General features: G+C 70.6%; 11 protein-coding genes. 6 read left to right on the forward strand and 5 right to left on the reverse strand.

Features of this window, described 5'->3' with window-relative positions:
* Positions 1 to 2 precede the first annotated feature (2 nt).
* Together FV234_RS04050 and FV234_RS04055 are read right to left on the reverse strand one after the other, a co-directional pair.
* Positions 3 to 1,025, reverse strand: a complete 1,023-nt coding sequence (locus tag FV234_RS04050) for a D-cysteine desulfhydrase family protein (protein WP_147828181.1) — start codon at positions 1,023 to 1,025, stop codon at positions 3 to 5.
* Between the two features lie 84 nt (positions 1,026 to 1,109).
* The gene (locus FV234_RS04055; protein WP_147753155.1) at positions 1,110 to 2,954 is read right to left on the reverse strand and encodes an ABC transporter transmembrane domain-containing protein; all 1,845 of its coding nucleotides are present in this window, start codon (positions 2,952 to 2,954) and stop codon (positions 1,110 to 1,112) included.
* Between the two features lie 311 nt (positions 2,955 to 3,265).
* Here FV234_RS04055 and rpmE point away from each other — a divergent pair, with 311 nt between their 5' ends.
* On the forward strand, positions 3,266 to 3,511 hold the full coding sequence (gene rpmE, locus FV234_RS04060) for a 50S ribosomal protein L31 (protein WP_147753167.1): 246 nt from the start codon (positions 3,266 to 3,268) through the stop codon (positions 3,509 to 3,511).
* Between the two features lie 99 nt (positions 3,512 to 3,610).
* On the opposite strand, the gene FV234_RS04065 is transcribed toward rpmE, so the two are convergent.
* Entirely contained in the window at positions 3,611 to 4,141 is a 531-nt protein-coding gene (locus FV234_RS04065) for a DUF1465 family protein (protein WP_147753154.1), read from the reverse strand.
* 510 nt (positions 4,142 to 4,651) lie between these two features.
* Between FV234_RS04065 and FV234_RS04070 the strand changes: the two genes are divergently transcribed.
* The 3 genes from FV234_RS04070 to FV234_RS04080 all read left to right on the forward strand — a co-directional run bounded on the left by FV234_RS04070 (position 4,652) and on the right by FV234_RS04080 (position 7,428).
* On the forward strand, positions 4,652 to 5,956 hold the full coding sequence (locus FV234_RS04070; RefSeq protein WP_147761545.1) for a L,D-transpeptidase family protein: 1,305 nt from the start codon (positions 4,652 to 4,654) through the stop codon (positions 5,954 to 5,956).
* Positions 5,957 to 6,157: 201 nt separating this feature from the next.
* Positions 6,158 to 6,343 (forward strand): hypothetical protein, encoded by a 186-nt coding sequence (locus FV234_RS04075; RefSeq protein WP_147761546.1) that lies wholly within the window; start codon positions 6,158 to 6,160, stop codon positions 6,341 to 6,343.
* Between the two features lie 170 nt (positions 6,344 to 6,513).
* Complete coding sequence (locus FV234_RS04080; RefSeq protein ID WP_238271377.1) at positions 6,514 to 7,428, forward strand: DMT family transporter; 915 nt, start codon at positions 6,514 to 6,516, stop codon at positions 7,426 to 7,428.
* A 31-nt stretch (positions 7,429 to 7,459) separates the two neighbouring features.
* Here the strand turns inward: FV234_RS04080 and FV234_RS04085 are convergent, their stop codons facing one another.
* Both FV234_RS04085 and FV234_RS04090 read right to left on the reverse strand, forming a co-directional pair.
* Entirely contained in the window at positions 7,460 to 7,732 is a 273-nt protein-coding gene (locus tag FV234_RS04085; protein ID WP_147828183.1) for a hypothetical protein, read from the reverse strand.
* A 166-nt stretch (positions 7,733 to 7,898) separates the two neighbouring features.
* Entirely contained in the window at positions 7,899 to 8,171 is a 273-nt protein-coding gene (locus tag FV234_RS04090) for a hypothetical protein (protein ID WP_147761548.1), read from the reverse strand.
* A gap of 395 nt (positions 8,172 to 8,566) precedes the next feature.
* Here FV234_RS04090 and ileS point away from each other — a divergent pair, with 395 nt between their 5' ends.
* Positions 8,567 to 11,542, forward strand: coding sequence for an isoleucine--tRNA ligase (ileS, locus tag FV234_RS04095; RefSeq protein ID WP_147828184.1), 2,976 nt, complete (start codon positions 8,567 to 8,569; stop codon positions 11,540 to 11,542).
* 70 nt (positions 11,543 to 11,612) lie between these two features.
* Entirely contained in the window at positions 11,613 to 12,113 is a 501-nt protein-coding gene (gene lspA / locus FV234_RS04100) for a signal peptidase II (RefSeq protein ID WP_147828185.1), read from the forward strand.
* Positions 12,114 to 12,183: the final 70 nt, after the last annotated feature.

Here is a 12,183-nt window from a genome sequence, read left to right on the forward strand (position 1 = left end):
GCTCAGCCCTCGGCGAACGCGCTCGGATAGGCGAATAGCCCCGGCACGCCACCGGTCATCAGGAACAGGACCGCATCGCCCGGCCGGTAGTGACCCGCCCGGATGTCGTGCAGCAGCCCGGCGAAGGCCTTGCCGCTGTAGACCGGATCGAGCAGCACGCCTTCGGTGCGTGCGATCAGCCGGACGGCCTCGCGCATCGCGTCGGTCGGGATGCCGTAGCCCGGACCGCGATGGCTGCCATCGACCACGACGTCGGACGGGTCCAGCGTCGCGCCGGGCTTGAGCAGCGCCAGGGTTGCGTTGGCCTTGGCCAGCGTCTCGGCCTCGGCCTGCCCCTGCGTCGCCAGCACAGCATAGGATTTCGCAAGCTTCGGGTCGCGCCCCATCGCGAATAGCCCGGCGGCGAGGCCGGCATGGGTCCCCGCGCTGCCGTTGGCGGTGATGATGTGGGCGAAGGTGACACCCATCGCCTCGGATTGCGCGACGATCTCCTCGGCGCACGCCGCGTAGCCAAGGCTGCCGACCGCGCTCGATCCACCCGACGGGAACACCTGGACGCGCCGGCCCTCTGCCCGCAACGCAGCGGCGCGAGCCTCGGCTGCCGCCAGGGAATCGGCGTCGCCGGCCAACTCGTGGACGCTGGCGCCGAACAGGTCGTCGAGGAAGCGGTTGCCGTTGCCGGTGTAGTCCGGGTCGGTCCGTGGGACGGTGCGCGTGAGGAAAAGCTCGCAGGCGAAGTTTTCACGCGCGGCCGCCGCGGCCGTCAGGCGCGCATGGTTGGATTGCAGAGCGCCGACCGTGATGACGGTGTCGGCGCCATCGGAGCGCGCGGCCCCCAGCAGGAACTCGAGCTTCCTGAGTTTGTTGCCGCCCCCGCCGACATACGCGATGTCGTCGCGCTTCATGAAGAGGCGGACGCCGTTCAGCGCCGCGCCGAGGGCCGACGAGAGCCCGTTGAGCGGCTGGATCGGCGTCGGATGCGGGACCAGCGCAAGGCGCGGGAAGCGGTCGAGGTCGAGGCTCATGCCATCGATCTAGCGCATCGCGTCGCCGCGACGAACCGGGAAAGCCCCCGGGGCGAACGCTCGAAGGGCGCCTCGGCGAAGGCGCTACTCGCCGGCTGAGACGCTCACCCCGCGCACCCGCGGCTCCTTGCCCCGCGCAGTCTCGTCGAGCGCGTCGGTGAACTGAAGCGCGGCGAGCTGCGCGTAGAGCGCGCCCTGGGCGAGCAGGCTCTCGTGGGTGCCTTCCTCGACGATGCGGCCCTCGTCGAGGACGAGGATGCGGTCGGCGGCGCGGATGGTGGCGAGGCGGTGGGCGATGACCAGGGTCGTGCGCCCGCGCATCAGCCCGTCCAGCGCCGACTGCACCGCGCGCTCGCTCTCGGCGTCCAGCGCCGAGGTCGCCTCGTCGAGGAGCAGGATCGGCGCATCCTTGAGGATCGCGCGGGCGATGGCGACGCGCTGGCGCTGGCCACCGGACAGCGTCACGCCGCGCTCGCCCACCGGTGTGCCGTAGCCCTGGGGCAGGGCGCGGATGAAGCCGTCGGCATGCGCCAGCTCGGCGGCGCGCTGCACCTCTGCGTCGCTCGCATGCGGGCGGCCGTAGCGGATGTTCTCGGCGACCGAGCCCGAGAACACCGTGGGGTCCTGCGGCACCAGCGACATGCGGGCGCGCAGGGCCTCCGGGTCGACGCGGGCGATGTCGACGCCATCCACCAGCACCCGACCGGATTGCGGATCGTAGAAGCGCAACAGCAGCTGCAGCACCGTGCTCTTGCCGGCCCCCGAAGGACCGACGATAGCGATGCGCTCGCCCGGCGCCGCAGCGAAGGCGAAGCCGTCGAGGGCCGCGGTGGTGTCGCGGGTCGGGTAGGCGAAGCGCACCGCCTCGAAGGTGACGGCGCCGCGGGCCGGCACCGGCATCGGCACCGGGTCGGCCGGCGGCTTGATCGCCGGCACGGCGGCCAGGATCTCGCCGAGGCGTTCGGCAGCACCCGCGGCTTGGGCGAGCTCGCCGTAGACCTCCGAGAGCTGGCCGAGCGCGCTCGCGCCGAACACCGCGTACAGCACGAACTGCGACAGCTGCCCGGCGCTCATGGTGTGGGCGAGCACCCCTTGGGCCCCGTACCACATCACCCCGACGACGGAGGCCGAGATCAGGAAGATCGCAACGCCCGTGAGCAGCGCGCGGGCGCGGATCGATTCGCCGGCCGCGGAGTAGGCGTTCTCGGAGGCCTGGGCGAAGCGGTCGGCGGTGGCCGCGCCCATCCCGAAGGCCTGCATCGTGCGCACCGCGCCGACGGCCTCGGCGGCGTAGGCCGAGGCGTCGGCGAGGCGGTCCTGGGCGGCGCGCGAGCGGCGGCGTACGCCGCGGCCGGAGACGATCAGCGGGAACACGATCAGCGGGATCGCCACCAGCACCAGCACCGAGAGCCGCGGGCTGGTGATCACCATCATCGCGACGGCGCCGACGAACAGGAACAGGTTGCGCAGCAGGATCGAGATCGAGACGCCGAACACCGCCTTGACCTGCGTCGCGTCGGCGGTGAGCCGCGAGACGATCTCGCCGGACTGCGTCTTGTCGAAGAAGGCCGGGTCGAGGAGCGTCAGCTGCCGGAACACGGCGCTGCGGAGGTTCGCCACCACCCGCTCGCCCAGGGTCACCACGGTGTAGTACCGGGCGGCGCTCGACAGGGCGAGCACCGCGACGACGCCGAGCAGCGCCAGGAAGTAGGCGTTGATCATGCTCTCGCCCTCGGGCGAGAAACCGTGGTCGATCACCCGGCGCATGGCGATCGGCACCGTCAGCGTCGCGCCGGACGCCGCCAGCAGCGACAGGAAGGCGGCGACGATCCGCCCGCGATAGGCCGCCGCGAAGGGGATCAGCGGCCGGAGCGAACTTAACGGCGCCTTGTCGCGACCCTCGGCGGGCGGGTTCTTCTTGCGGGCCATCACGCCTCTGGTGTTTCGTCCCTCGTCCGCGCCACAAGCGTGCTTGTGAGCGGTCGGAGCCTGCGGTATACGCGCGCCTTCTTCCGATTGCGCGTGTGCAATGGCCGCGGGCCGCCAAGACGGGCCGTCGGCATCGCATGAGCGGTTCGCACGAACGTGAGGTTCGTGGCAACGGCCCGATCACAGAGTTTCAACCCACGGATCTTACGGGCGCGCCCTCCGCGCTCCCGGAGTTCGTGCACCGTCGAGGACGACACGTCATGGCAAAGAGCCCGGCCGTAAAGGCCCAAACGAATTCCGCCCCCGCGCCCATCGTCAAAGAGAAGAGGACCGGCGCGACGGTGCACCCCGAGTACCACTTCATCAAGGTCGTGATGACCGACGGCACCGAGTACCGGACGCGCTCGACCTACGGCAAGGACGGCGACACCCTGAACCTCGACATCGATCCGCTGACGCACCCGGCCTGGACCGGCGGCGAGCAGAAGATGCTCGATCGCGGCGGCCGCGTCTCGCGCTTCACCTCGCGCTTCGGCAACCTCGTCGGCCGCAAGTAGTCGGCCGCAAGTAGTCATCGAATGCCCGGCCTCGCGCCGGGCGCAAACGAAAAGGGCGGCACCGCGGTGCCGCCCTTTTTGCGTTCCGGCCCGAGCCGGTCAGGCCTGGAGGCCGGGGAAGGCCGTGCGCAGGCGGTTCTGCTGTGCCGCGACCGGGCTCTCGACCGCGACCGGCGTCGGGCGGTCGTCCGAGATCAGCCCGTCGAGGTGCAGGATGCGGGCGTGCAGGCGGCGCGCGCGCAGGATGAGGTTCTGGAGCCGGACCGGCAGCAGCGTGAAGCTCTCGGCCTTCGGCGCCTCGGTCGCGGCGAGCCGCACCCGGTTCTTCTCCTGCAGGGCCTGGCTTGCGGTCAGCTCGCCCTCGGAGACGGCGCGCTGAACCAGCAACCACGACGCGATCTGCATCAGCAGGGTCGTCAGGCGCATGCTCTCGGAGGCGTAGGACAAGGTCGCGTCCCGCGAGATCAGGCGCGACTCATCGCGGCCTTCGCCATCGAGGTAGGCGGCCGTCTCCTCCACCAGGGCCATGCCGTCGTGGAACAGGGTCCGGAAGGCTTCCGAGGTGACGTAGGTGCGGCCGAAGTCGACCCAGTCCTGCTCGTCCCGGAACGTGACGTCGTACCCGTTCATCCTACCTCCTGCGTCGCTGCCGGAGCCGGTGCCGTCCCATCTCGGAACGCGTCCGGCGTCTCAGCGACCCCTGCCGCAATCCTAGCGCCGATCCGAGAGTCGCGCCGGGACAACCCAACGGTAACGTTAACGGCGCACCCATGCGCCGCCTCACGCCTGCCGAGACCGAAGCGCTCGCGAAGAAGCCTGCGGATGGCCACGGCGATAGATGTCGCCCGACATCAAGGCCGAAGCGCGACGCCGCATGAGACGAGGCTGACGAACCCGATATCCGTCGCCACCGCGTCGACGCGGCCGTCGGGCACGACGCCCATCCGCTCCCCTAAAACGCACCGTTCGCGCTGTGGCGCGTAGGCCGCACGCGCTCGTGATGTGCGCGCTCGCACCGGCGCGCCACAATATAGCCCTGTCGCCATGGAGTCTTAACCGTACCCGGACACCCTGGGCCCAAGGGAACAGGCGGAACACCGCCGGTTCCACTTCGCCCATCCATGGACCAGAGCCACCACGATGCTCATTCAGGCTACCACCCGCGCCACCCTGAGCCTCGCGCTCCTCGGCACCGTCGCCCTCGCGGCCCCGGCCTCGGCGCGTGAGGCCGCCGGAGCCGGCTACGCCCAGGCCGAGTGGGCGCAGGACTACGCCTCGCCCGCCGCGATGCAGGTCCAGCGCTCCTCGACTCCGATCCTGTCGCCGCAGACGGTGGCCACCACCGAGCAGATGGTCGAGCGCTATAAGGAGATCGTCTCCCGCGGCGGCTGGAAGCCGGTGTCCGGCGCCGACCGCCTGCGCATCGGCGCCCGCGGCCCGGTCGTCGGGGCGGTGCGTCAGCGCCTGATCGTGACCGGCGACATCGACCCGGTGGCCGGCAATTCCGGCGTGTACGATTCCTACGTCGCCGCCGGCGTGAAGCGCTTCCAGGCCCGCCACGGCTTGAGCCAGACCGGCACGATGAGCATGGCGACGCAGCAGGCCATGAACGTGCCGGCCGACATCCGCCTGCGCCAGCTCGAGATCAACGCGGTGCGCCTGCGCTCCTATTCGGGCAACCTCGGCAACCGCTTCGTCATCACGAACATCCCGGCGGCGCTGGTTCAGACCGTCGAGAACGGCCAGGTCGTGACGCTGCACGCCGCCGGCGTCGGCAAGATCGACCGCCAGTCGCCGATCATGAACACCAAGGCGACGCAGATCAACTTCAACCCCTTCTGGACGGTCCCGGCTTCTATCGTGAAGAAGGACCTCATCCCCAAGATGCAGAAGGATCCGAACTACCTCACCGACAACAAGATCCGCATCTTCACCGGCGAGGCCGAGATCCAGCCGTCGCAGGTGAACTGGAACTCGGACGAGGGCACGCGCTACCGCTACCGCCAGGATTCGGGCGCCGACTTCAACTCGATGGGCATCGTGCGCATCAACATCCCGAACCCCTACGGCGTGTTCATGCACGACACGAACACCAAGGGCGTGTTCGGCGACGACTTCCGCTTCATCTCCTCGGGTTGCGTGCGCGTGCAGAACGTGCGCGAGTACATCACGTGGCTGCTGAAGGACACGCCCGGCTGGGGCCGCGAGCAGGTCGAGCAGGCGATCGAGAGCGGCAAGCGCGTCGACGCCACGCTGTCGTCGCCGGTGCCGGTCTACTGGACCTACATCACCGCGTGGGCGACGCCGGACGGCCTCGTTCAGTTCCGCGACGACATCTACAAGCGCGACGGCGTGAACGTGCCCTCGACGATCGGCGCGGCCACCCCGGTCGCCAGCGCCGAGACCGCGCCGCAGAGCTTCGAGCCCGGCGACGAGGAGAACTAGGCTCGGTACCATCGGCCCTTCGAGGTTCGCTGAAGCGGCCCGCATCCACCCGGATGCGGGCCGCTCTCGTTCTCACACGCCGCTTCCTCCACACGTGGACGCAGGGACAAATCTTCGGGACGTACAGCCATCGCGCGCGTCCGCATTCTCGCTCAAGTGAGACGACCGAGGCCCCGCGGCCGTGGAGCGAGAGAACGTCGGATGGAACGCACGGCATCGATCCCCGCCTGGGTCGCGCGACGCGGTTGGAGCCGGCGAAACCCGCACTGGGTGCGGGTGTGGCTCGACCGCAAGCCGAAGGCCGGCGGCTCCAAACCGAAACCGTCGGAGACGCAGGCCTCGACCGCGACGATCCTGCCGTTCTCGCGGGACAAGGACTGGGCTTGATCGACGGCGGGCCTCGCGCCACGCGCTGGCGGCACGGCGCGCGTGCGGCCGGGCGGGTGCCGGCCGGCGGCGCCGTCGATTAAGGTTCGCCGATCCCGGCGGCCCGAAGGTCCAAGACGATTTTCCGCGACGAAACGATGCCTGCCGGCCCGACGTCGCCAGCCGACCCGATGCCCGCAGCGAACGTGGCGCCCGGACGCGATCGGCGGCGCCTCGTCGGCATCGCGCTGATGTGCGGGACGCTGGCGTTCTTCGCCTGCCTCGACGCGTCGGCGAAGGTGCTGGCCCGGGCCGGCGTCGACCCGCTGCTCACCACCTTCATGCGCTACTTCGTGAGCGTGGCGCTGATCTCGGTGTTTCTGAACCCGGTGACGACGCCCACGGTGATGCGCAGCCGCCGCCTCGGCCTGCAGGTGGTGCGCTCGCTGCTGCTGTTCGGCTCGACGGCGCTCAACTTCTTCGCGCTTCGCCACCTCCAGCTCGCCGAGACCCTATCGATCCAGTTCGCGGCGCCGCTCACCGTGGCTTTGCTCGCCGGCCCGCTGCTCGGCGAGTGGTCGTCCCGCGGACGCCTGGCTGCGATCGCCGTCGGCTTCCTCGGCGTACTGGTGATCGTGCGTCCCGGGGTCGGCACCGTGCATCCTGCGGTGCTGCTCAGCCTCGGCAACATGCTGTGCTACGCGCTCTACATCCTGGCGACGCGCAAACTCGCGGCCCACGATTCGACTGCGACCACGATGGTCTATTCCGGTCTCGCGGGGATCGGCGTGATGACGCCGCTGCTGCCCTGGATCTGGACCGAGCCGGCCTCGCTCACGGTGTGGGCGCTGCTCGTCGGGATCGGCCTGTTCGGCACGATCGGGCACTGGCTGCTGATTCTGGCCCATGCGAGGGCGCCGGCCAACGTGCTCGCGCCGTTCCTCTACACCCAGCTTCTGTGGTCGCTGACCCTCGGCTTCCTGCTGTTCGGCGACGTCCCGAACCGCTGGACCGTGCTGGGCGCGGCGATCATCGTCGGATCGGGCCTGTATCTCCTCGCCCACGACGCGATCGCGCAACGAAAAGGGCCGGCCACCCGAAGGTGACCGGCCCGTTCGCACGTCGCGCGCTCCGGGCTTAGCGGCCCATGCGCTCGCGGCGGTCCATCCGCTCCTCTCGGCGCTCCTCGCGGTCGCGGCGCGACGGATCGGGATCGACGCCGAGCACGCCGCCGACGGTCCCGGTCGCCGCGCCGAGGGCGCCGCCGACCACGCCGCCAACCGGACCGGCCGCGCGGTTGCCGTCCTCGACGCCGCGCTCGGCGCCGCGAACGGTGCCCTGGGCCTGGGCACCAACCGACAGGGCCAGCGGCGAAAGGATGAGGGTCGTGGCGATGAGCAGTGTCTTCATGGTCTCGAATTCCTTGATCGGGTTGGGTTTCTGTCCCGGCCGCACACCGCGCAGGCCTTGGGCTCGTGAAGTGTCAACGGCCGAAACCGTGAAAGGTCGCATTTTCCTAAGCGAGGATCCGGGCCCGGCGTGAACCGGGGCCAGGCCCGGCGCCGTCGCGCTCGTTTCAGCGGCGGTGGCGGCGGTGATGCCGGACGGCGCGGCGCGAGCGCAGGTCGGTGCGGTAGGCGCGGCGGCCGGGATCGATCCCGAGCGCGCCGTTGACCGTTCCGACAGCCCCGCCGACAGCCCCGCCGACGATGCCGCCCACCGGGCCGCCGACGCGGTCGCCCTCGGCCGCGCCGCGGCGGACGCCGCCGACGAGGCCCTGTGCCTCGACGGGCGCGGCGACGGCGCAGGCGGTGAGGGCGAGCGTGGCGGCGATCAGGAGATGTTTCATGGCGTTACGTCCCATCCTGTTGTGCTCCGCGGCTCGGACCTGCGCCCGCCGGCGCGGACCGATCGCGTGGTCAGGCAACGAACCAGCCGCGATTTGGTGGCAGCATCCCGCAAGGCGTCCCGACGGCGTGGTGAATGCGCAGCCCCGTTCGGACCGCGCGCATCCGCTGGCCTCCGCTCGCGCCCGCTGCTAGAACGCGGCCATGCGCTGCGTCCACGCCCCACACGTCCGTCGAATTATGGGCCCGGCCGCCGCGTGAGGTCCGCGCCCGCGCGGCTGCGCGGAGGCCGGGATCGTCACGGGAGCCGCCGCTTCCATCGCCCCTCGCGCCGTGACATGCGCCGGCCTTCGCAAAGCCCGCACGCGCGCCGCCCGTTTCCAGGACGCCCGACCCCATGACCGACGAGACCCAAGCCGAAGCCCCGGCCGGCCGCGACTATTCCAAGACCCTCTACCTTCCGCAGACCGACTTCCCGATGCGGGCCGGCCTGCCGACGCGCGAGCCGCTGCTGCTGGAGCGCTGGAGCGCCACCGACCTCTACGGGCAGCTACGTGCCAACGCCGCCGGACGCCCGAAATTCGTGCTGCACGACGGGCCGCCCTACGCCAACGGCAACATCCACATCGGCACGGCGCTCAACAAGATCCTCAAGGACGTGATCGTCCGCTCCATGGGCGGACTCGGCTTCGACGCGAACTACGTGCCGGGCTGGGACTGCCACGGCCTGCCGATCGAGTGGAAGATCGAGGAGCAGTATCGCGCCAAGGGCCGCAACAAGGACGACGTGCCGGTCATCGAGTTCCGCCAGGAATGCCGGACCTTCGCCGGCCACTGGCTCGACGTGCAGCGAGCGGAGTTCAAGCGCCTCGGCGTCACCGGCGACTGGGACCATCCCTACGCCACCATGGCCTACCCGGCCGAAGCCGCCATCGCCGCCGAGCTGATCAAGTTCTCGATGAGCGGCCAGCTCTATCGCGGCTCCAAGCCGGTGATGTGGTCGGTGGTCGAGAAGACCGCGCTGGCCGAGGCCGAGGTCGAGTACGAGGAACACGTCAGCGACACCATCTTCGCCGCCTTCCCGATGCGCGCCGGCGCGGCAGCAGACCTCGGCGACGCCCGCGTCGTCATCTGGACGACGACGCCCTGGACCATGCCCGGCAACCGCGCCGTCGCCTATTCCAAGCGCGTGGCCTACGGCCTCTACCGGGTGACGGAGGCCGCGGAGGACAACTGGGCCAAGGTCGGCCAGACCTACCTCCTGGCGGACGGCCTTGCCGCAGGCGTCTTCGAGTCTGCGCGCGTCGCGGCGCATGAGCGCCTGCGCGACGTGACCCCGGCCGAACTCGCCGGCCTCACCCTGTCCCATCCGCTCGCCGGCCGCGGCTACGATTTCGCCGTGCCGATGCTCGACGGCGACCACGTCACCGACGAGGCCGGCACCGGCTTCGTCCACACCGCGCCGGGCCACGGCCGCGAGGATTTCGAGGTCTGGATGGCCAACGGCCGCGCGCTCGCCGAGCGCGGCATCGAGACCCGCATCCCCTACACCGTCGACGCCGACGGCGCGCTCACGAAGGACGCGCCCGGCTTCGAGGGACGGCGCGTCCTCACCGACAAGGGCGAGAAGGGCGACGCCAACAAGGCCGTGATGGCCGCTTTGCAGGAGGCCGGGACGCTGGTGGCGTCGGGGCGGCTCAAGCACAGCTACCCGCATTCCTGGCGCTCCAAGAAGCCGGTGATCTTCCGCAACACGCCGCAATGGTTCATCGCCATGGACAAGGCGGTGGACTCGCTCGGCGACCGCACCCTGCGCGAGGTCGCCCTGCAGGCGATCGAGGACACCCAGTGGGTGCCGCCCCAGGGCAAGAACCGCATCAACGGCATGGTCGGCAACCGGCCCGACTGGGTCGTGTCGCGCCAACGCGCCTGGGGCGTGCCGATCACGGTGTTCGTCAAGAAGGGCACCGGCGAGGTGCTGCGCGACGACCGCGTGAACGCCCGCATCGTCGCCGCCTTCGCGACTGAGGGCGCCGACGCCTGGTTCACCGACGCCGACGGCGCGCGCTTCCTCGCCCCCGACCACGACCCGGCAGCCTACGAGAAGGTCACCGACGTCCTCGACGTGTGGTTCGATTCCGGCTCGACGCACGCCTTCGTCCTCGACGACCCGGCGGCGTTCCCCGGCCTCGCCAACGTCGTGCGCCGCCGCGACGGCGGGCGGGACACGGTGATGTACCTCGAAGGGTCGGACCAGCACCGCGGCTGGTTCCAGTCGTCGCTGCTCGAATCCGCCGGCACGCGGGGCCGCGCGCCCTACGACACGGTGCTCACCCACGGCTTCGTCCTCGACGCCAAGGGGCTCAAGATGTCGAAGTCGAAGGGCAACGTCGTCGCGCCCCAGAGCATCATCAAGGATTCGGGGGCCGACATCCTGCGCCTGTGGGTCGCCGCCTCCGACTACACCGACGACCTGCGCATCGGCCCGGAGATCATCAAGACCTTCGCCGAGACCTACCGCAAGCTGCGCAACTCGCTCCGCTGGATGCTCGGCTCCCTCGCTCACCGCGTGGCGGGCGACGACGTGCCGTTCGCGGAGATGCCGGAACTCGAGCGCTTCGTGCTCCACCGTCTGCTCGAGCTCGACGGCGAGATCCGCGAGGCCTACCGCACCTTCGACACCAAGCGCGTGGTCGCGCTGCTGAACGGCTTCATGACCGGCGACCTGTCGTCGTTCTACTTCGACGTGCGCAAGGACGCGCTGTATTGCGACCCGGCCTCCTCGGTCACCCGCCGGGCCGCGCTGCAGGTGATCGACGAGGCGTTCCGCCGGGTCGTGATCTGGCTCGCGCCCGTGCTCGCCTTCACCGCCGAGGAGGCCTGGCTCGACCGGTTCCCATCGGAGACCGGCTCGGTCCACCTGCAGACCCTGCCGGAGACGCCGGCCTCCTGGCGCGACGACGCCCTCGCCGCGCGTTGGCAGAAGATCCGGCGGGTTCGCCGGGTCGTGACCGGCGCCCTGGAGATCGAGCGCGCGGCCAAGCGCATCGGCGCGAGCCTGGAGGCGGCGCCCACCGTCTCGATCGCCGAGCCGGAGCTGTTGACGGCCCTCGACGGCGTCGACTTCGCCGACGTCTGCATCACCTCCGCGATCCGGATCGAGGCCGGGGAGGGCCCCGCCGACGCGTTCCGCCTCGACGACGTCAAGGGCGTCGCCGTGGTCCCGGTGCGCGCCGAGGGCCGCAAGTGCGCCCGCTCCTGGCGCGTCACGCCGGAAGTCGGCAGCGACCCGGACTACCCGGACGTCACACCCCGCGACGCCCTGGCGCTTCGGGAATGGGATGCGGCGCATCCGGCGGCGAGCGCGGCGTGAGCGGGACGCGACCGCTTCGTTCCTCTTCCCTCCGTCGGGGAAGGGGAGAGGCTGCGGCGGGAGCCGCACGATGAAGCCCGTTCATCTCGGCCTCTTCGCCCTCGTCGCGACCCTGGTCCTCGACCAGCTCTCGAAGCTGTCGCTCTACTTCGGCACCGATCTCGTGCTGACCCAGCCCTGGCGCCTCGGACCCTATGCCGAGTTCGTCGTCGTCTGGAACAGGGGCGTGTCCTACGGACTGTTCCAGCAGGAGGGCGGCGTCGGCCGGTGGTTGCTGGTGGCGTTGTCGCTCGCTGCCGCCGTGGGCTTGAGCGTGTGGATGACCCGTACGGGGTCGCGCCTGCTGGCGACGGCGCTCGGCCTGATCGCCGGCGGCGCGCTCGGCAACGCGGTCGACCGGGCGGCCTACGGCGCGGTGTTCGATTTCGTGCACCTGCATGCCGGCGCGTGGTCCTGGTACGTGTTCAACGTCGCCGACGCGGCGATCGTCGCGGGCGTCGTCGGGTTGATCCTCGACAGCGTGCTGCCGGAACGGCGCGACGGCCTGTCCAGCGAGTCCCCGCCGGCGTGACCGGCCGGCGACGGCGGTGGATGCAGGTCGCTTATGGCTGGCCCCGAGCGGTCAAGGCGCCATACGATCG

This window comes from Methylobacterium sp. WL8 (assembly GCF_008040045.1).
GTDB classification, from domain to species: domain Bacteria; phylum Pseudomonadota; class Alphaproteobacteria; order Rhizobiales; family Beijerinckiaceae; genus Methylobacterium; species Methylobacterium cerastii.